General features: G+C 58.2%; 17 protein-coding genes and 1 riboswitch. Of the genes, 12 read left to right on the top strand and 5 right to left on the bottom strand.

The genetic code is table 11. From position 1 onward, the window contains the following. Positions 1-128: 128 nt before the first annotated feature. Positions 129-1,124, top strand: a complete 996-nt coding sequence (pgl, locus tag PYW49_RS06820; RefSeq protein ID WP_320386051.1) for a 6-phosphogluconolactonase — start codon at positions 129-131, stop codon at positions 1,122-1,124. Between the two features lie 90 nt (positions 1,125-1,214). Here the strand turns inward: pgl and PYW49_RS06815 are convergent, their stop codons facing one another. Next, positions 1,215-2,498, bottom strand: a complete 1,284-nt coding sequence (locus PYW49_RS06815; RefSeq protein WP_047347046.1) for a putative acyl-CoA thioester hydrolase — start codon at positions 2,496-2,498, stop codon at positions 1,215-1,217. Positions 2,499-2,724: 226 nt separating this feature from the next. On the opposite strand from PYW49_RS06815, the gene hutI reads away from it, so the two are divergent. The 5 genes from hutI to hutH all read left to right on the top strand — a co-directional run bounded on the left by hutI (position 2,725) and on the right by hutH (position 8,969). After that, positions 2,725-3,948 (top strand): imidazolonepropionase, encoded by a 1,224-nt coding sequence (gene hutI / locus PYW49_RS06810; RefSeq protein WP_320386050.1) that lies wholly within the window; start codon positions 2,725-2,727, stop codon positions 3,946-3,948. Further along, positions 3,945-4,883: a formimidoylglutamase gene (hutG, locus tag PYW49_RS06805; RefSeq protein ID WP_320386049.1), complete on the top strand. Its 939-nt coding sequence runs from the start codon at positions 3,945-3,947 to the stop codon at positions 4,881-4,883. Before hutI ends, hutG begins: the two co-directional genes overlap by 4 nt. Before the next feature lie 19 nt (positions 4,884-4,902). Next, positions 4,903-5,637: a histidine utilization repressor gene (locus tag PYW49_RS06800; RefSeq protein ID WP_134349397.1), complete on the top strand. Its 735-nt coding sequence runs from the start codon at positions 4,903-4,905 to the stop codon at positions 5,635-5,637. Between the two features lie 126 nt (positions 5,638-5,763). Next, positions 5,764-7,449, top strand: a complete 1,686-nt coding sequence (gene hutU, locus PYW49_RS06795; RefSeq protein WP_320386048.1) for a urocanate hydratase — start codon at positions 5,764-5,766, stop codon at positions 7,447-7,449. After that, a complete protein-coding gene (hutH, locus tag PYW49_RS06790) occupies positions 7,449-8,969 on the top strand; it encodes a histidine ammonia-lyase (RefSeq protein WP_134349370.1) in 1,521 nt (506 codons plus the stop codon). The genes hutU and hutH overlap by 1 nt, the downstream gene beginning before the upstream one ends. Positions 8,970-9,053: 84 nt before the next feature. On the opposite strand, the gene PYW49_RS06785 is transcribed toward hutH, so the two are convergent. Together PYW49_RS06785 and bioA are read right to left on the bottom strand one after the other, a co-directional pair. Then, positions 9,054-9,530 carry a kinase inhibitor gene (locus PYW49_RS06785; RefSeq protein WP_047347040.1) on the bottom strand — a complete coding sequence of 159 codons (477 nt, stop codon included), beginning with the start codon at positions 9,528-9,530 and terminating at the stop codon, positions 9,054-9,056. A gap of 48 nt (positions 9,531-9,578) precedes the next feature. Continuing rightward, positions 9,579-10,868 carry an adenosylmethionine--8-amino-7-oxononanoate transaminase gene (bioA, locus tag PYW49_RS06780; RefSeq protein ID WP_407057605.1) on the bottom strand — a complete coding sequence of 430 codons (1,290 nt, stop codon included), beginning with the start codon at positions 10,866-10,868 and terminating at the stop codon, positions 9,579-9,581. Between the two features lie 86 nt (positions 10,869-10,954). Between bioA and bioB the strand changes: the two genes are divergently transcribed. The 4 genes from bioB to bioD are packed head-to-tail and all read left to right on the top strand — an operon-like array spanning position 10,955 to position 14,582. Next, on the top strand, positions 10,955-11,995 hold the full coding sequence (gene bioB, locus PYW49_RS06775; protein WP_134349368.1) for a biotin synthase BioB: 1,041 nt from the start codon (positions 10,955-10,957) through the stop codon (positions 11,993-11,995). After that, complete coding sequence (gene bioF, locus PYW49_RS06770) at positions 11,992-13,149, top strand: 8-amino-7-oxononanoate synthase (protein WP_320386046.1); 1,158 nt, start codon at positions 11,992-11,994, stop codon at positions 13,147-13,149. The genes bioB and bioF overlap by 4 nt, the downstream gene beginning before the upstream one ends. Further along, positions 13,133-13,888 (top strand): malonyl-ACP O-methyltransferase BioC, encoded by a 756-nt coding sequence (gene bioC / locus PYW49_RS06765; RefSeq protein ID WP_134349366.1) that lies wholly within the window; start codon positions 13,133-13,135, stop codon positions 13,886-13,888. The genes bioF and bioC overlap by 17 nt, the downstream gene beginning before the upstream one ends. Further along, positions 13,881-14,582: a dethiobiotin synthase gene (gene bioD / locus PYW49_RS06760; RefSeq protein WP_166790944.1), complete on the top strand. Its 702-nt coding sequence runs from the start codon at positions 13,881-13,883 to the stop codon at positions 14,580-14,582. Before bioC ends, bioD begins: the two co-directional genes overlap by 8 nt. On the opposite strand, the gene PYW49_RS06755 is transcribed toward bioD, so the two are convergent. Next, a complete protein-coding gene (locus PYW49_RS06755; protein ID WP_320386045.1) occupies positions 14,545-15,267 on the bottom strand; it encodes an ABC transporter ATP-binding protein in 723 nt (240 codons plus the stop codon). The two genes, bioD and PYW49_RS06755, sit on opposite strands and share 38 nt — an antisense overlap. Positions 15,268-16,018: 751 nt before the next feature. On the opposite strand from PYW49_RS06755, the gene uvrB reads away from it, so the two are divergent. After that, entirely contained in the window at positions 16,019-18,034 is a 2,016-nt protein-coding gene (gene uvrB / locus PYW49_RS06750) for an excinuclease ABC subunit UvrB (RefSeq protein WP_134349363.1), read from the top strand. A 74-nt stretch (positions 18,035-18,108) separates the two neighbouring features. Here uvrB and yvcK read toward each other — a convergent pair whose 3' ends face one another. Next, positions 18,109-19,017: a uridine diphosphate-N-acetylglucosamine-binding protein YvcK gene (yvcK, locus tag PYW49_RS06745; RefSeq protein WP_134349362.1), complete on the bottom strand. Its 909-nt coding sequence runs from the start codon at positions 19,015-19,017 to the stop codon at positions 18,109-18,111. Positions 19,018-19,243: 226 nt separating this feature from the next. Continuing rightward, positions 19,244-19,378: riboswitch (molybdenum cofactor riboswitch) on the top strand. On the opposite strand from yvcK, the gene moaA reads away from it, so the two are divergent. Beyond that, positions 19,366-20,355 carry a GTP 3',8-cyclase MoaA gene (gene moaA / locus PYW49_RS06740; RefSeq protein WP_320386044.1) on the top strand — a complete coding sequence of 330 codons (990 nt, stop codon included), beginning with the start codon at positions 19,366-19,368 and terminating at the stop codon, positions 20,353-20,355. Its footprint overlaps the riboswitch before it by 13 nt. The last annotated feature ends 6 nt before the right edge of the window (positions 20,356-20,361 follow it).

The raw sequence follows: 20,361 nt of genomic DNA, 5'->3' as shown, positions 1-20,361 counted from the left end.
GTTAATATTGAATTTACGTTTTGATGGGATGGTACACCGAGAGGCGGACGCTTCAAAATTCCTGTCGACAATTCAGCATTCACCGTCAAAAGTTAATTACTTTCATGCGCAGTGAGGAGTGAATATTCATGAAACAAACCGTTTATACCGCCAGTCCTGAAAGCCAGCAGATCCACGTCTGGCGTTTAAATACCGAAGGGTCACTCACGCTGGTTCAGGTTGTAGATGTGCCAGGTCAGGTGCAGCCGATGGTCATCAGCCCGGATAAACGTTTCTTGTACGTGGGTGTGCGCCCGGAGTTCCGCGTGCTGGCCTATCGCATTTCTCCGGACGATGGCGCGCTGACCTATACTGCCGAAGCGCCATTGCCGGGCAGCCCAACCCATATCTCTACCGATCGTAAAGGCAACTTTGTCTTCAGCGGCTCGTATAACGCGGGCTGCGTCAGCGTAACGCGTCTGGAAGATGGCATTCCGGTCGAAACCGTGGATGTGGTGGAAGGGCTTGAAGGCTGCCACTCGGCGAATATCTCTCCGGATAACCGCACGCTGTGGGTGCCTGCGCTGAAGCAGGATCGTATCTGCCTGTTCACCCTGAGCGACGATGGTCACCTGGTGGCGCAGAATCCTGCTGAAGTCACTACCGTTGAGGGCGCGGGCCCGCGTCATATGGTCTTCCATCCGAACCAGCAGTACGCCTACGTGGTCAATGAACTGAACAGCTCAGTGGACGTATGGGAACTGAAAGATCCTAACGGCCAGATTGAGTGCGTGCAGACGCTGGATATGATGCCGTCTGACTTCTCCGACACCCGCTGGGCGGCTGATATTCACATTACGCCGGATGGCCGTCATCTGTACGCCTGTGACCGTACCTCCAGCCTGATTACCGTCTTCAGCGTCTCCGAGGATGGCAGCGTGCTGGCCATTGAAGGTTTCCAGCCAACGGAGACCCAGCCGCGCGGCTTTAACATCGATCACAGCGGTAAATACCTGATTGCGGCAGGGCAGAAATCCCACCACATCGCGCTGTATGAAATCAAAGGTGAGCAGGGGCTGCTGGAAGAGAAAGGGCGCTACGCCGTCGGCCAGGGGCCGATGTGGGTTGTCGTTAACGCTCACTAAGCTGCTTAAAACAAAAAACCTCGCAAATGCGAGGTTTTTTTTATTTCTGTAGGCCGGGTAAGGCGAAGCCGCCACCCGGCAAAAAACAGATTACTGCTTAGGCTCAGCAACCACTTTGCTACCCAGACCGCGGTTGTTGTATTCCCACATGCGGTTGAAGTTAGCGTCGTTCAGGTTGCGCTGCACGTTCCCTTTATCATCCACCGCGCCGGTATTGCCGGAGAACGGACGTTTAGAGATTGCGGCATCAGCCCACGGCTTCGCCATGTTGAAGCCTTCGTTGATCACGCTGTCGCGGATCACCACCTGGCCGTTGGTCGCAGAGTCCACATCCAGGGAGCGACCCAGCTGGGCCACACCGTCACCGGCAGCGTTAAAGCGGCTGTTTACAGCCAGGAAGCCGTAGAACAGGTTAGACTGGGTTGCCGGAGCAAACACATAGCCTTCCTGCTGGGTACGTGAATTCACCACGCGGAAATCGGTATTATCAAACACCACCGCGCCGCGACCGGACACCAGATCCACGTCGCCTTCAACGTAGCTGTTGGTTACCAGCGTACGGGTCAGACGGTTATTCTGCAGGGTGTTCTGCACGCCGCTGTTGGTCACGAAGAAGGTGTTCTGACGGCCGAGAATGTTCACGTTGTTAATCTGAACCTGGTCGCCATCGCTACGCAGCGCTACCGCCTGATGGTTACCGGCATCAACGCTGTCACCCAGGGTATTCTGAATGGTCAGGTTCTGCAGCTGCAGACCGTTATTCTGAGACCAGAATACCGCGGAGCACATCACGCCAATGGTGGCGGAACGCTTGCTCTGGCAGTTATCAAACATGTACCACGCCGGTTTGCCCGGCATATATTTACCGGCCGGGTTCACCAGACGACGCCAGGTATTGCTGTCGATTTCAGAGTCAATCGCCAGACCAATTTTCACGTCGATCGCTTTTTCGCCCAGACCGTACAGCGTAATGCTGCCTGGTGCCGCCGGAACATACACGGTGCCTTCATATTCGCCTGGCAGGATCGCGATGTACTGGCGAGACGCGCTGTGTTTAGTGATGGCAGCATCAACCGCAGCCTGAATAGAGGTATGCGTTACGCCCTGCGCCCCCGCCGGGCCAACCACGAAGTCTGGCTGTTTAGGCAGGTTAATAGAAGACGGTGTCCACGGCGCAGCGTTTGGATCCATCGCCGAGAAGTAGTGGGCACGGTCGAAATTCTTCGCTTCATCAGCGGACAAAACCGGGCGGGAGGCGGTACCGGGTGCAACCTGCTCAGAAGGTCGCTGATCCGGTGGTGTTGAACTGCATGCGGATAAGGTCACGCCAAAGGCGAGTGCTAACGCCAGACGGGAAATCCTGGAAATGTTCAAGGTAGAGCTCCTGGGTATGCAAGTCTTAAACGGGATAGACGAAATAGCCTGCTTTTTTATACTAAGTTGAGCGAAACGGGAAGATAAAAAGGGTAAAAGTTGCATTTTTAGCCCTGGAGCGGCAGGTAAGTGATCACAAATAAATAACAATTTCCATAAAGTCGGTTGACAGCAGACAGCAGATGAAAATAAATGTCTATACAACCCATGACAAGTGGAATGCCCCATGCAGCAGCTTCATCCCGACGATGTAATATGGCGAAATGCGCGACTGGCGACGATGGCTCCGGATGTCCATGCGCCTTATGGACTAAAAGAGCAACACGCCCTGGTCGTGCGCGGCCACACCATTGTTGCCGTGATTCCTGAATCTGATATTCCTGGCGGACACCGTAACTGCGTCGATCTTCAGGGGCGTCTGGTGACGCCGGGCCTGATTGACTGCCATACCCACCTGGTGTTCGGCGGCGATCGCGCGGCGGAGTGGGAGCAGCGTCTGAACGGCGTCTCTTATCAAACCATCAGCGCACAGGGGGGCGGGATTAACGCTACCGTGACGGCGACGCGCAGCAGCACGCCCGAAACCCTGCTTAAACTGGCGCAGCAGCGGTTGCAGCGGCTGATGAATGAAGGCGTCACTACGGTTGAGATCAAGTCCGGATACGGGCTTAACGCCGACGCTGAAGAGAAGATGCTGCAGGTCGCACGCCAGCTGAGCCTCAATAACCCGATCGATATCAGCCCAACGCTGCTGGCTGCGCACGCGGTGCCGGCGGAATACAGACAGGATCCGGATGCGTACCTCACGCTGGTCTGCGAGCAGATCATGCCTGCACTGTGGCAAAAAGAGTTGTTTGAAGCGGTGGACGTGTTTTGTGAAAACGTCGGCTTTACGCCGTCGCAAACCGAGCGCCTCTTCCAGGCGGCGACTGCGCTCGGTATCCCGGTAAAAGGTCATGTGGAGCAGCTTTCAAATCTGGGCGGAGCGGCGCTGGTCAGCCGATATCACGGGCTGTCGGCCGATCATATCGAATATCTTGATGATGCAGGCGTTCAGGCGATGGCGCAAAGCGGTACGGTGGCGGTACTGCTACCCGGCGCGTTCTATTTTCTTCAGGAGCGTCAGCGTCCGCCGGTGGAACTGCTCAGAAAACAGGGCGTGCCGATGGCCGTTGCCACCGACTATAACCCGGGCACCAGCCCGTTTGCGAGCCTGCACCTGGCGATGAATATGGCCTGCGTCCAGTTTGGTCTGACGCCTGAAGAAGCCTGGGCTGGCGTCACGCGGCATGCCGCGCAGGCGCTGGGCCGTGGCGCAACCCACGGGCAGCTGCGGGCAGGGTTTGTTGCTGATTTCATCGTCTGGGATGCACACCATCCGGTAGAGATGGTCTACGAACCGGGACGCAATCCGCTGTATCAACGTATTTTCCGTGGGGAGGCAGTATGAAGCTATGGCGGCCCGTTGCAGAAACGGTCTGGCAGGGGCGAGACGACAGCGCTGAGGCCAGCAATGCAAAGCGTATTTTTCAGACGATACAACAGCAGGCGCAATTTATTCCCCTGCCATCCGGCATCGCGCTGATAGGATTTGAGTGTGATGAAGGGGTCAAACGCAATCAGGGCAGGCCCGGCGCCGTGCAGGCACCGGATATGCTGCGAAAAGCGCTGGCGAATATGGCCAGCCATCAGGGACATGACCGGCTGGCGGATATGGGCTCGGTGTACGTTGAAGGTGAAGAGCTGGAAGCGGCGCAGCAGGCGTTAAGCGATGCCGTCACGGCCTGTCAGCAGTCCGGCATGCGCACGCTGGTCTTTGGCGGCGGGCATGAAACCGCCTGGGCGCACGGCCGGGGGATTCTGGATGCCTTCCCTGACGAGCGCGTGGCGGTGATTAACCTGGATGCACACCTTGACCTGCGCAGGGCCGACCGCGCGACGTCCGGCACGCCGTTTCGCCAGCTGGCAAACTACTGTGAAGCAGGCGGGCGGGAATTTCGCTACGCCTGCTTTGGCGTGAGCCGGGCGGCGAACACCCAGGCATTATGGGATGAGGCCGAACGCCTGAACGTCACGCTGGTGGAAGATCTCCATTTCAGGCGCGATGCGTTGTCTGCGCTGGAAAAGGTGCTGGCGCAGGCCGATCGCATCTACCTGACAATCGATCTGGACGTCCTGCCCGCCAGCGAAATGCCCGCCGTTTCCGCACCGGCAGCGTTAGGCATACCGGCCCTGGATCTCTTGCCCATCATCGAACATATCTGTCGTAGCGGTAAGCTACAGGCCGCCGATCTGGTAGAGTTTAACCCGCAGTACGATCGGGACGGACAGGGCGCAAAGCTTGCCGCCCGTCTGGCCTGGCAAATTGCTCACTGGTGGGCATAACACCCTTTAAGGAGTCATGATGTTTTCACGCTCACCGCTGCCGCAGTCGAGCCCTCCCGCGCCTTTCTACGAGAAGGTGAAGCAGGCGATAAGCGAAAAAATCGCCACCGGCGTCTGGCGGCCGCACGATCGTATTCCGTCGGAGGCCGAACTGGTGGCGCAGTTTGGTTTTAGCCGAATGACCGTCAACCGGGCGCTGCGCGAACTGACCGACGAAGGTCTTCTGGTGCGTCTGCAGGGCGTCGGAACGTTTGTGGCGGAACCGAAAGGGCAATCCGCTCTGTTTGAAATCCGCAGTATTGCGGACGAGATTGCCGCACGTAATCATCAGCACCGCTGTGAAGTGCTGGTGCTTGAGGAAACCCAGGCCAGCGCCGAGCAGGCCACAGAGCTTAACGTCAAGGAGGGAAGCCGCATCTTCCACTCCGTGATGGTGCATTTCGAAAACGACATTCCGGTGCAAATTGAAGATCGCTGCGTTAACGCTGAACGGATACCGGACTATCTGGACCAGGATTACACCCAAACCACGCCGCACGCGTATCTCTCGCTTGTCGCACCGCTGACGGAAGGGGAGCACATTGTGGAAGCGGTGCGCGCCACGCCGCAGGAGTGTGAACGGCTGCGCATTAAAGAGCACGATCCGTGCCTGTTGATCCGCCGTCGAACCTGGTCCTCGTCGCACATTGTGTCGCATGCCCGGCTGCTTTTCCCGGGTAATCGCTACCGGCTGCAGGGCCACTTTATGTCATAAGTTTTAAAAGCGTGATAGCTAACGCAATATAACAAAATTGTATCTTTTTTGTTAAATCTGACCTTGTGTGTGCTTGTCTATACAAGTATATCTAAATGCATCACTGTCCCGTATGAGGAGCACACAATGTCGTCAGGTAAATACCGCCAGCAGGATGTCCGCGCCGCGCGCGGCACCACACTTACCGCCAAAAGCTGGCTCACCGAAGCACCGCTGCGCATGTTGATGAACAACCTTGATCCTGAGGTGGCGGAAAACCCCCACGAGCTGGTGGTCTACGGCGGCATAGGCCGCGCCGCGCGCAACTGGGAATGCTATGACGCAATTGTAAAATCCCTGACCGAACTCGAACACGACGAAACCCTGCTGGTGCAGTCCGGCAAGCCGGTGGGCGTGTTTAAAACGCACAAGAACGCGCCGCGCGTGCTGATTGCCAACTCTAACCTCGTGCCGCACTGGGCCACCTGGGAACATTTCAACGAACTCGACGCCAAAGGGCTGGCGATGTATGGCCAGATGACCGCGGGTAGCTGGATCTACATCGGCAGCCAGGGGATTGTGCAGGGCACCTATGAGACCTTCGTGGAAGCCGGCCGCCAGCACTATAACGGTTCGCTGAAAGGACGCTGGGTGCTGACCGCCGGTTTGGGCGGCATGGGCGGCGCGCAGCCGCTGGCCGCCACGCTTGCCGGTGCGTGTTCGCTGAACATTGAGTGCCAGCAGAGCCGTATTGATTTCCGTCTGCGTACCCGTTACGTCGACGAGCAGGCGACCAGCCTGGATGATGCGCTGGCGCGTATCAAAAAATACACCGCCGAAGGCAAAGCGGTCTCGATTGCCCTGTGCGGCAACGCGGCGGATGTTCTTCCTGAGCTGGTTGCTCGCGGCGTGCGTCCTGATTTAGTGACCGACCAGACCAGCGCGCACGACCCGCTCCACGGTTACCTGCCGAAAGGCTGGAGGTGGGAAGCCTATCAGCAAAAAGCGGAAACCGACCCGGAAGGCACGGTGCTTGCCGCTAAACGTTCCATGGCAGAACACGTCTCCGCCATGCTCGCCTTTAGCCGGATGGGCATTCCGACCTTTGATTACGGCAACAACATCCGCCAGATGGCGAAAGAGATGGGCGTGAGTAACGCCTTCGACTTCCCGGGGTTCGTCCCGGCCTATATCCGCCCGCTGTTCTGCCGCGGCATCGGTCCGTTCCGCTGGGTTGCCCTGTCCGGCGATCCGGAAGATATCTACAAGACCGATGCCAAAGTGAAGGAGATCGTCGCGGATGACGAGCACCTGCACCACTGGCTGGACATGGCCCGCGAGCGCATTAATTTCCAGGGCTTACCGGCGCGTATCTGCTGGGTAGGGCTGGAGTGGCGGCAAAAGCTGGGTCTGGCTTTTAACGAAATGGTACGCAGCGGCGAAGTCTCCGCGCCGATTGTTATCGGCCGCGACCATCTGGACTCCGGCTCCGTCGCCAGCCCGAACCGCGAAACGGAAGCCATGCGCGACGGCTCCGATGCGGTCTCCGACTGGCCATTGCTGAACGCCCTGTTGAATACCGCCAGCGGCGCGACCTGGGTATCGCTGCACCACGGTGGCGGCGTAGGAATGGGCTTCTCCCAGCATTCCGGGATGGTTATTGTCTGTGACGGAACGGATGAAGCCGCCGCGCGTATCGCTCGCGTACTGCACAACGACCCGGCAACCGGCGTGATGCGTCATGCGGATGCGGGCTATGAGATTGCGATTGACTGTGCCAAAGAGCAGGGCCTTAACCTGCCGATGATCCCTGCCACACAAGGAAAGCATTAATGAACGCGTTAACACTTACTCCCGGCTCACTGACGCTCAAACAGCTGCGTAACGTCTGGCGTAAACCGGTCACCCTTTCGCTGGATGAAAGCGCCCACGCCGCCATTAACGACAGCGTCGCCTGCGTCGAAGCCATCGTTGCCGAAGGGCGCACGGCCTACGGGATTAACACCGGCTTTGGACTGCTGGCGCAGACCCGCATCGCGACGCATGATCTGGAAAATTTACAGCGTTCGCTGGTGCTGTCACACGCGGCGGGCGTCGGCCAGCCGCTGGATGATGAGATTGTCCGTCTGATGATGGTACTCAAAATCAACAGTCTGGCGCGCGGCTTCTCCGGCATTCGCCTGAGCGTCATCCAGGCGCTGATGGCGCTGGTCAATGCGCAGGTCTATCCGTGGATCCCGGCGAAAGGTTCCGTCGGCGCTTCCGGGGATCTGGCCCCGCTGGCGCACATGTCGCTGCTGCTGCTGGGTGAAGGTAAAGCGCGCTGGCAGGGCGAATGGCTCCCCGCAAAAGAGGCGCTGAAAAAAGCCGGGTTAAACCCGATTACGCTGGCGGCGAAAGAGGGGCTGGCGCTGCTCAACGGCACGCAGGCGTCGACCGCTTTCGCGCTGCGCGGCCTGTTTGAAGCTGAAGACCTGTTTGCCTCGGCGGTAGTGTGCGGCGCGCTGACCACCGAAGCCGTGCTGGGCTCGCGTCGACCGTTCGATGCCCGCATCCACGACGTGCGCGGCCAGCGCGGGCAGATTGACGCGGCCAGCATGTACCGTCACGTGCTTACCGACAGCAGTGAAATTGCGGATTCACACCACAACTGTGACAAGGTGCAGGATCCGTATTCACTGCGCTGCCAGCCGCAGGTGATGGGCGCGTGTCTGACCCAGCTGCGCCAGGCGGCAGATGTACTGCTGGTGGAAGCCAACGCGGTATCCGATAACCCGCTGGTGTTCGCCGAGGAAAACGAGGTGGTCTCCGGCGGTAACTTCCACGCCGAGCCGGTGGCAATGGCGGCGGACAATATCGCGCTGGCGATTGCCGAAATCGGTGCGTTGTCCGAGCGTCGCATTGCGCTGATGATGGATAAACATATGTCCCAGCTGCCACCGTTCCTGGTGCGTAACGGCGGGGTCAACTCGGGCTTTATGATTGCGCAGGTGACCGCGGCGGCGCTGGCAAGCGAGAACAAAGCCCTGTCGCACCCGCACAGCGTGGACAGCCTGCCTACCTCTGCGAATCAGGAAGACCATGTCTCGATGGCACCGGCTGCCGGGCGTCGCCTCTGGGAGATGGCCTCCAACACCCGTGGCGTGCTGGCGGTAGAATGGCTGGCGGCGTGTCAGGGTATCGATCTGCGTGAAGGGCTAAAATCCAGCCCGCTGCTCGAGCAGGCGCGTCAGACGCTGCGCGAGCACGTATCGCATTACGATGATGACCGCTTCTTTGCGCCGGATATTGATAAGGCGATGCAGCTTCTGGAAGAAGGGCGCCTGGTGGGGTTGTTGCCTTCCATACTGTGATTTTTTGCCCGGTGGCGCTGCGCTTACCGGGCCTACGAATCCGAAATGTAGGCCGGGTAAGGCGTAGCCGCCACCCGGCTTTTTTTACGAGTACATCGCCGTAATCGACGCGCTCCCAAGCGTATGGAAATGCACGTTAAACCCTACCATCGCGCCGCTTGCGCCTTCATCGACCTCAATCTTGTCCACATCCAGCGCGTGCACCGTGAAGATATAGCGGTGGGTTTCCCCTTTTGGCGGCGCTGCGCCGCCGTAGCCCGCTTTACCAAAATCAGTGCGCGTCTGAATGGCGCCTTCAGGCAGGGCAACCAGGTCAGAGCCAGAACCCTGTGGCAGGACGCGCGTATCGGCAGGCAGGTTCGCCACAATCCAGTGCCACCAGCCGGAGCCGGTAGGGGCATCCGGGTCGTAACAGGTGACGACAAAGCTTTTGGTGCCAGCCGGAACATCGTCCCACGCCAGATGGGGGGAGATATTGTCTCCCTGATACCCCATGCCGTTGAATACGTGGCGTTCTGGCAGTTTTTCGCCGTCGCGCAAATCTTTACTGATGATTTTCATACGGTTTGCCCTCGTTAATCACGCGTACAGAAAGTGTAACCCATGGGGTTAAATCGTGAAATGCGCGGGGTTGTTAACGGCTTCGACAACCGCGGCGGTGAGCTTGCGCAGCTGAACGGGCGTAATGATATACGGCGGCATCAGGTAGATAAGCTTGCCGAAAGGTCGTACCCACACCCCCCGATCCACGAAGAAGCGCTGCAGCGCCGCCATATTCACCGGATGGGTGGTTTCAATCACCCCGATGGCGCCCAGCACGCGAACGTCCGCCACGAAATTCGCCCCCGAGGCGGCGGTCAGTTCCTCTTTCAACTGCGCTTCAATTGCCGCAACCTGCGTTTGCCACTCGCCGCTCGCCAGAATCGCCAGGCTTTCACTCGCGACCGCGCAGGCCAGCGGGTTGCCCATAAACGTTGGGCCATGCATGAAACAGCCCGCTTCGCCGTCGCTGATGGTATCGGCAACGTGACGGGTTGTCAGCGTGGCGGAGAGCGTCATGGTGCCGCCGGTGAGCGCTTTGCCCAGGCACAGAATATCCGGCGTAATACCCGCATGCTCACAGGCGAACAGCTTGCCCGTGCGGCCAAACCCGGTCGCGATCTCATCGGCAATCAGCAGAATGCCCTCGCGGTCGCACATCTTGCGAATACGCTTCAGCCATTCCGGGTGGTACATCCGCATTCCGCCTGCGCCCTGCACAATCGGCTCAAGGATCACCGCGGCGATGTCATGACGATGCGCCGCCATCAGCCGTGCGAAACCGACCATGTCCATCTCGTTCCACTCGCCGTCAAAGCGGCTCTGCGGGGCCGGGGCAAACAGGTTTTCCGGCAGATACCCTTTCCACAGGCTGTGCATGGAGTTGTCCGGATCGCAGACCGACATGGCACCGAAGGTATCTCCGTGATAGCCATTGCGGAAGGTGAGGAACCGCTGGCGCGTTTTGCCCTTTGCATGCCAGTACTGCAGCGCCATTTTCATCGCCACTTCTACGGCCACGGAGCCGGAGTCGGCAAGAAACACGCACTCCAGCGCGTCAGGCGTCATCGCCACCAGACGGCGGCAGAGGTCCACGGCGGGCTGATGGGTGATCCCGCCGAACATGACGTGCGACATCTGGTCAATTTGCGCTTTCATCGCCGCATTCAGACGCGGGTGGTTGTACCCGTGAATGGCCGCCCACCAGGAGGACATTCCGTCAACCAGCAGCTCGCCGCCGGCGAGGTGCAGCTCGCAGCCGTGGGCCGAAGCCACCGGATAGACGGGCAGGGGACGGGTGGTGGAGGTGTAAGGGTGCCAGATATGCTGCTTGTCGAAGGCGAGATCGTCCTGGGTCATAATCGACTTGTAAACCATTTTGAAAAGTTTTAGGTTTACGAGTATAAACCGAACCGAAAATTAACAAAACCCTTTGGAGAAGCCCAATGGCTCACCACGCACGCTGGACGATGTCGCAAGTTACTGAATTATTTAATAAACCTTTCCTTGAGCTGATGTTCGAAGCCCAACAGGTGCACCGTCAGCACTTCGATCCTCGCCATGTTCAGGTCAGCACGCTGCTGTCGATCAAGACCGGTGCCTGCCCGGAAGACTGCAAATATTGCCCGCAGAGCGCGCGCTATAAAACGGGCCTTGAATCCGAACGGCTGATGGAAGTTGAGCAGGTGCTCGACTCCGCGCGTAAGGCGAAAAATGCCGGCTCGACCCGCTTCTGCATGGGGGCGGCGTGGAAGAACCCGCACGATCGCGACATGCCGTATCTGGAGCAGATGGTGAAGGGCGTGAAAGAGATGGGTCTCGAAGCCTGTATGACGCTGGGCACGCTGAACGACGAGCAGGCGCAGCGCCTCTCGGCGGCCGGGCTGGACTACTACAATCACAACCTCGACACTTCGCCGGAGTTTTACGGCAACATCATCACTACCCGTACCTATCAGGAGCGTCTGGACACGCTTGATAAAGTCCGTGATGCGGGGATCAAGGTGTGCTCGGGCGGCATCGTGGGCTTAGGTGAAACGGTGAAAGACCGCGCCGGTCTGCTGCTGCAGCTGGCTAATCTGCCGACCCCGCCGGAAAGCGTGCCGATCAACATGCTGGTGAAGGTCAAAGGCACGCCGCTGGCGGATAACGAGGACGTCGATGCGTTTGACTTTATCCGCACCATCGCGGTGGCGCGCATCATGATGCCGACCTCTTACGTTCGCCTCTCTGCGGGTCGTGAACAGATGAGCGAGCAGACCCAGGCGATGTGCTTTATGGCCGGGGCCAACTCCATCTTCTACGGCTGCAAGCTGCTGACCACGCCGAACCCGGAAGAGGACAAAGACGTTCAGCTGTTCCGCAAGCTGGGGCTGAACCCTCATCAGACCGAGGTGTTGACCGGCGATAACGAGCAACAGCAGCAGCTGGAGCAGCAGATTTTCAACGCCGACACCGACCAGTTCTACAACGCGGCAGCCGTATGATCTGGGAGGCACGTATCCATTCCGCGCTCGACGAGCGGCGGGCGGCAGATGCGTTTCGCGTACGCAGGGTAGTTGAAAACGGCGCAGGCCGTTTTCTTACCCGTGAGAACCGGCAGTTTTGTAATTTCTCCAGCAATGATTATCTCGGGCTGAGCCAGCATCCGGACATTATCCGCGCCTGGCAGCAGGGCGCGGAGCAGTATGGCGTGGGCAGCGGCGGCTCTGGGCACGTCAGCGGATACACCACGGCGCACCGGGCGCTGGAGGAGGCGCTTGCCGACTGGCTGGGCTACCCGCGCGCGCTGCTGTTTATCTCGGGTTTTGCGGCCAATCAGGCGGTCATTGCAGCCCTGATGGGCAAGGACGACCGCATTGTCGCTGACCGCTTAAGCCACGCCTCTCTGCTGGAGGCGGCAAATTTAAGCCCGGCTCAGCTGCGCCGCTTTGCCCATAACGATGCGGGGCAACTCGCTGCGTTGCTGGATAAACCCTGTGACGGGCAGCAGCTGGTGGTCACGGAAGGGGTGTTCAGCATGGACGGCGACAGCGCGCCGCTTGCCGCGCTGCACGAGGCAGCAAAACGGCAAAATGCCTGGCTGCTGGTCGATGATGCCCACGGCATCGGCGTGATGGGCGACGAAGGGCGCGGCAGCGCGCATCTGCAAAACGTGAAGCCGGAGCTGCTGATTGTCACTTTCGGCAAAGGCTTTGGCGTGAGCGGGGCCGCCGTGTTGTGCAGCGAGCCCGTTGCTGACTATCTGCTGCAGTTTGCCCGGCATTTGATCTACAGCACCAGCATGCCGCCTGCGCAAGCCGTGGCGCTGTCAGCGTCCATGCGGGTGATCCGCAGCGCAGAAGGGGGTGAACGCCGGGCGCGTCTGGCGGAACATATCCTGCGTTTTCGTCAGGGCCTGGCTCAGCTTCCCTTCCGGAGCACCGATTCGCAGAGCGCAATCCAGCCGGCAATCGTCGGTGAAAACAGCCTGGCGCTCACGCTGGCACACGCGCTGCGCGAGTGGGGGATGTGGGTGACGGCCATTCGCCCGCCCACCGTGCCGCCGGGTACTGCCCGCCTGCGCCTGACGCTCACGGCGGCGCACGAAGCAGACGATATTGATGCACTTCTGGAGGCGCTGCATGTCGCCAGTCAATAAGCAGGCCATTGCGGCGGCGTTTGGCCGGGCCGCGCGCAGCTATTCACAGCACGATGAGCTTCAACGCCAGAGCGCAGAGGGACTGCTGGCGTTGCTCGGCGAGACGCGCTTTGCCCGGGTGCTGGACGCCGGGTGTGGCCCCGGCGGGAATAGCCGCTACTGGCGCGAAGCGGGAAGCCTGGTTACGGCTCTCGACCTGTCATCCGACATGCTTGCGGAGGCACGTCAGCGGCAGGCCGCGCACCACTATCTGGTCGCGGATATCGAAGCGATCCCGCTGGCGGATGCGCAATTCGACCTGGTCTGGAGCCATCTGGCCGTGCAATGGTGTAGCAGCCTGCAGCAGGCCTTAAGCGAGCTGTACCGCGTGGCGCGTCCGGGCGGGAGAGTGGCGTTTACCACCCTGCTGGAAAGCTCGTTACCGGAGCTGAATCAGGCCTGGCAGGCGGTAGATCGCCAGCCGCACGCCAACCGGTTTTTATCACACGAGCGGGTCACGCAGGCGCTGGCTGGTCTGCGCTATCGCAGTACGGTGCAGACCATCACCCTCAATTTCAGCGATGCGCTCAGCGCCATGCGATCGCTGAAGGGCATTGGCGCCACGCATTTGCATACCGGACGCGAGAAAAAACCGCTCACCCGGGGTCAGCTGCAGCGTCTGGAGCTGGCCTGGCCGCAGGAGCGAGGACAGTTCCCGCTCTCTTATCAACTTTTTCATGGGGTTATCGAACGTGACTGAACGCTATTTTGTCACCGGAACGGATACGGAAGTGGGTAAAACGGTTGCCAGCGCTGCGCTGCTGCAGGCGGCGCGACTGCTGGGAAAAAACACCGCCGGTTATAAGCCGGTTGCTTCCGGCAGCGAGATGACGGCGGAAGGATTACGCAACACCGATGCGCTTGCGCTCCAGCGGAACAGCACGCTTGAACTCGCCTATTCAGCGGTGAATCCGTATACCTTTGCCGAGCCGACCTCGCCGCACATTATCAGCGCCGACGAAGGTCGTCCGATTGATTTCGCCGTGCTGTCTTCCGGATTACGCACGCTGGAAAGCCAGGCGGACTGGGTGCTGGTGGAGGGCGCAGGCGGCTGGTTTACGCCGCTTTCGGACACGCAGACCTTTGCTGACTGGGTGCAGCGCGAGCAGCTCCCGGTCATTCTGGTCGTAGGGGTGAAGCTCGGCTGTATCAACCATGCGATGTTAACCTCGCAGGCCGTTTCGCAGGCAGGGCTGCGTCTGGCGGGCTGGATAGCCAACGACGTGGTTGCCCCCGGCAAGCGGCATCAGGAGTATCTGGCGACGCTCCTGCGGGTTCTTCCTGCTCCATTCCTCGGGGAGATCCCGTGGCTTGCGGACAATGCCGAACGTGCCGAAACCGGGCGCTATCTCGACCTCAGCGCCTTGCTTCCAGCGACATCCAGTGGGCAATAAGCTCATCATCCAGCTCGTTAACGTGGCCCTGGGCCACGTTACGCCCGCGATAAAGCATGCAAAAACGATCCGCGACCCGGCGAATAAACGACAGTTGCTGTTCAGCCAGCAGCACCGTCATCCCCAGCTCGCGGTTTAAGCGCACTAACAGTTGCCCCAGCTTATGCGTGAAACCGTGACCTGCGCCGTGCAGGGGCTCATCCAGAATCAGCATCCGCGGACGGTTTACCAGCGCATTGGCCAGCGCCAGCTGGTACTGATCGTCTGGCGAAAGGGCGTTTCCCCGGGTTTGACGTAACGCGTAGAGTTCCGGGAACAGATCATATATCTCACTTTTCGCTTCCGGATCGGGCTTGCCCATCGCCCGCATGGCGATATGCAAATTCTCCTCAATCGTCAGCTGGGAGAAGATCCGCCTGTCCTGCGGGACGTAGCCTATCCCCGGCCCTGAACGCTGCTCTGGCACCTGGCTGAGCAAATCACGCGGCGGTGCGCCTGCCTCATGCCAGATGATGGTGCCGCTTTCGACAGGCACTTTCCCGGCGATGCAATTCATGAGGGTGGTTTTACCCATACCCGGCAGGCCAACGACGCCTGTACACATCCCTTGTGGAAAATCTAAATCCACGTTCCATAGCGTATGTTGGCTTCCGTAAAACTGATTCACTGCACGCAGACTCAACATCTTTCTCTCCTTAAAAATGTGTGTAGGTGAGGCACGTTTGGGATAGTGCAAAACCCCTGCCAGAAAGCGCAAAGTGATTAAAAAAGCGACTTTTTTAGGAATAAGTCACAGGAGCGCGGTGTAAAACCTGCGGGATTGCACATCGACGGTGCTGGCGGTGTTGAGTTGTGGTGCAGGGCTATAAATGATGAAAATGTGAGCAAGATCCCATCGGTTGGTTATGAATGACTCAACTGTTAATCATCAAAAAATAGCTATAAAAATTTTTTCCTGCCGTTTCGTGGGAAAATCCGGGAATTTGCCGAGCGCCAGTCTGTATGGGCTGGAAGCAGTTATCCACTATTCCTGTGGATAACCATGTGCATTAGAGTTAGAAAACACGCGATAAGCGAGAGAAGACGCGGCTTTCGCCCAAATTGACGCGAAACGCGGCTTTAGAAAATATCGTTTATAATTTAACTGCTTAGATAAAAGCAATTCCCGTCATGAAAGTGTCACTCGTTGCCATAAAACTATCATTACCTGGCTTGACAAATGTTAAAAAAGAAAAAGTTCTGGGGATAACCTGACCTGACTGGTGTTTTATGTTGTCACAGTCCAAATTTTGGCCGCTATCGCGCTAATCATTCAGGCGCTACTCTAAATATCGTGACATGCTACTGGTTTTTCATCCAGTGTTTTTTACTGGCATTCCTGGCCACAAGGAGTAAAATTACTCCCTGCCGCTTATAACGTCATCAGGTTGTCGCCCATGAGTAAACCGTTCAAATTGAGTTCTGCTTTCCGTCCTTCGGGGGATCAGCCCGAGGCCATCCGCCGTCTGGAAGAGGGGCTGGAAGACGGGCTGGCACACCAGACGCTGCTGGGGGTAACCGGCTCCGGCAAAACGTTTACCATTGCCAACGTGATCGCTGACCTGCAGCGCCCCACGATGGTGCTGGCACCCAACAAAACCCTGGCCGCACAGCTTTACGGTGAGATGAAAGAGTTCTTCCCGGACAACGCGGTGGAGTATTTTGTCTCCTACTACGATTACTACCAGCCCGAAGCCTATGTCCCGAGCTCTGACACCTTCATTGAGAAAGATGCTTCGGTAAACGAACACATTGAGCAGATGCGTCTGTCCGCCACCAAGGCGCTGCTTGAGCGTCGTGATGTGGTTGTCGTCGCGTCGGTTTCCGCTATCTACGGTCTGGGCGATCCGGACCTGTACCTGAAGATGATGCTCCACCTGACGCAGGGGATGATCATCGATCAGCGCGCCATTGTGCGCCGTTTGGCTGAACTGCAGTACGCCCGTAACGATCAGGCATTCCAGCGCGGGACGTTTCGCGTGCGCGGCGAAGTCATCGACATCTTCCCGGCGGAATCGGACGACATGGCGCTGCGCGTTGAGCTGTTTGACGAAGAGGTCGAGCGCCTCTCGCTGTTCGACCCGCTGACAGGACACATTGAGTCGGTGATTCAGCGTTTCACCATTTACCCGAAAACGCACTACGTGACGCCACGCGAGCGTATCGTGCAGGCGATGGAAGAGATTAAAGTGGAGCTGGCAGACCGCCGTAAGGTGCTGCTGGCGAACAATAAGCTACTGGAAGAACAACGACTGAGTCAGCGTACCCAGTTTGATCTGGAGATGATGAACGAACTGGGCTACTGCTCCGGCATTGAAAACTACTCCCGCTTCCTCTCCGGACGCGGGCCGGGCGAGCCACCGCCGACGCTGTTTGACTATCTTCCGGCAGACGGTTTACTGGTGATTGACGAATCCCACGTCACTATCCCGCAGATTGGCGGGATGTATCGCGGTGACCGCGCGCGTAAAGAGACGCTGGTGGAGTACGGATTCCGCCTGCCGTCAGCGCTGGATAACCGCCCGATGAAGTTTGAAGAGTTCGAAGCGCTGGCTCCGCAGACCATCTACGTGTCGGCAACCCCGGGAAACTACGAGCTGGAGAAATCCGGTGAAGACGTTGTCGATCAGGTTGTGCGTCCAACGGGGCTGCTCGACCCGATTATTGAAGTTCGTCCGGTGGCGACGCAGGTGGACGATCTGCTCTCCGAGATCCGTATCCGTGCCGCCATCAACGAGCGCGTGCTGGTGACCACGCTCACCAAGCGTATGGCGGAAGACCTGACCGAGTACCTCGAAGAGCACGGCGAGAAGGTGCGTTATCTGCACTCGGATATCGATACCGTAGAGCGAATGGAGATTATCCGCGACCTGCGTCTGGGCGAGTTTGACGTGCTGGTGGGGATCAACCTGCTGCGAGAAGGTCTGGATATGCCTGAAGTCTCGCTGGTGGCGATTCTGGATGCGGATAAAGAGGGCTTCCTGCGTTCTGAACGTTCTCTGATCCAGACCATTGGGCGTGCAGCGCGTAACGTCAACGGGAAAGCGATTCTGTACGGTGACAAAATCACCCCGTCGATGGCGAAAGCGATTGGCGAAACGGAGCGCCGTCGCGAGAAACAGCAGCGCTACAACGAAGAGCACGGTATTACACCGCAAGGGCTGAACAAGAAAGTGGTGGATATTCTGGCGCTGGGTCAGAACATTGCCAAGACCAAAGCGAAAGGCCGCGGCAAGGCGCGTTCAGTGGTGGAAGAAGATACCGTCGTGCTGACGCCGAAAGCCCTGCAGCAGAAAATCCACGAGCTGGAAGGGCAGATGATGCAGCACGCACAGAACCTGGAGTTCGAAGAGGCGGCGCAGATCCGCGACCAGCTTCATCAGCTGCGGGATCTTTTCATCGCCGCATCCTAGTAAAAGCGGCGTGTTTTCTCCCTCTCCCGGTGGGAGAGGGCCGGGGTGAGGGCATCAGGCCGCACAAAACGAGCCTAACCCAGCGCCTGAATCGCCTTCTCCAGCGCTTCGCGCAGCAGATGGCGGTCATGGCGATATTTTATATCGCTGGCCTCCAGCGGCTCCTGCACCACCAGGCGATCGCCAATCCCTGATACGTCGACTTTCGGTCCTACCACCACGCCGTCGATAATTTTCTTCCCGACGTACTGCTCCATCAGGCTCAGTTTATCCGCCAGCGACAGACTTGCGGCTGCCGGGCTCAGTTCACGTCCCAGGTTACCGATGTAGACCATCGGGGCAGGGGTGCGGCGCAGCGCCTGCGCCAGCTCTTTCACCAGCAAAATGGGCATCAGGCTGGTGTAAAAACTGCCCGGGCCTATCAGGATCACATCCGCCTCGGCGATAGCCTCAACCGCTTCGCGCGTGGCGGGAACGCTTGGGTAGGTCATTAGCTCTTTTGGCGGCAGGATGAGCTGATCGATATTCACTTCGCCGTAAACTTCATGGCCTTCCACGTCAATAGCCATCAAATCAACCGGCTGTTCAGACATCGGGATCAGAAACGCATCCACTTTCAGCAGATTTCGTATCAAATTGATGGCTTCCAGCGGGCGCACGCTCAGGTGATCCAGGGCTTTAAGCATTAAATTTCCGAGGTTATGCCCGGAAAGTTCTCCATTACCCCCGAAACGGTACTCAAACATTGCTGATGCAACGCTCGGTTCGGTAATCAGCTGGTTCAGACAGTTGCGCATATCGCCCCAGGCGATACCCCCTTCTGCACGTCGGATACGCCCCGTAGAGCCGCCATTATCCGTTGTTGTCACTATCCCTGTCAGCCTTGAACCGAGTGAAGACAAAGAGGACATCACTCGCCCGAGACCGTGGCCTCCGCCGAGTGCGACCACACGGTCAAGATCCGCAAAAGTGCGATTGCGCATACACATTCCTTATCACGTTCAATCTGCGTAACACTACCTTAACTACCCCTAAAAGACGATGCCTCACCGGACGCAAAATGACGCATATCAATGCGAAGATGCTGTTTTTGAGTATTCTGTAGTGAAAATACACAATTATGTCGTTATGTATTTGTTTATATAGCGTTAAGCGAGAATAGCGAAGAGTCGATTTACGCGCTACTATCGCCATAACCACGTTTTCAAATTTGAAAACATACACTCTAGCCCTTGTGCCTGTGTCGAAAGATATGGCGCTCTGGCCGTGGCGACTATGCCACCAGGGTACAGAAAGAAATGACTGTGCCTCCCGTATCTGGAAAGGTGTACATGGCTTCACAACTTACTGATGCTTTCGCGCGTAAGTTTTATTACTTACGTCTGTCGATTACCGACGTGTGCAACTTCCGTTGCACCTACTGCCTGCCCGACGGCTACAAACCGGGCAGCGTCACCAATAACGGCTTTCTCTCCGTAGATGAAGTGCGCCGCATCACGCGCGCCTTCTCTGAGCTCGGCACCGAAAAAGTGCGTCTGACCGGCGGAGAACCTTCTCTGCGACGCGATTTCCCCGACATCATTGCCGCCGTGCGTGAAAACGAACGCATTCGCCAGATTGCGGTAACCACCAACGGATACCGTATGGCCCGCGATGTGGCCTCCTGGCGTGATGCGGGCTTAACCGCCATCAACGTCAGCGTGGACAGCCTTGATGCCCGCCAGTTTCACGCCATTACCGGCCAGGATAAATTCCGCCAGGTGATGGACGGCATCGACGCGGCGTTTAGCGCCGGGTTCGAGAAGGTCAAAGTCAACACGGTGCTGATGCGTGACGTCAACCACCATCAGCTGGACACCTTCCTGGCGTGGATCAAATCCCGACCCATCCAACTGCGTTTTATCGAGCTGATGGAAACGGGCGAGGGGAGCGAGCTGTTCCGTCGCCATCATATCTCCGGCATGGTGCTGCGCGACGCGCTGCTGAAACGCGGCTGGATCCATCAGATTCGCCAGCGCAGTGACGGCCCGGCGCAGGTCTTTTGTCACCCCGACTACGACGGGGAAATCGGGCTGATCATGCCCTATGAGAAAGACTTCTGCGCCAGCTGTAACCGTCTTCGCGTCTCCTCCGTGGGCAAGCTGCATTTATGTCTGTTTGGCGATGGCGGCGTCGAGCTGCGCGATCTGCTGGAAGATGATGCCCAGCAGAGTGCGCTTGAAGCGCGTATCTCAGAGGCTCTGACGCATAAAAAACAGACCCACTTCCTGCATCAGGGCAACACCGGCATTACTCAAAACCTGTCCTACATCGGCGGGTAATCAGGC

It is taken from the genome of Enterobacter chinensis (genome assembly GCF_034008295.1).
Lineage (GTDB): Bacteria > Pseudomonadota > Gammaproteobacteria > Enterobacterales > Enterobacteriaceae > Enterobacter > Enterobacter chinensis.
This window is presented reverse-complemented; position numbering and strand designations above follow the sequence as displayed.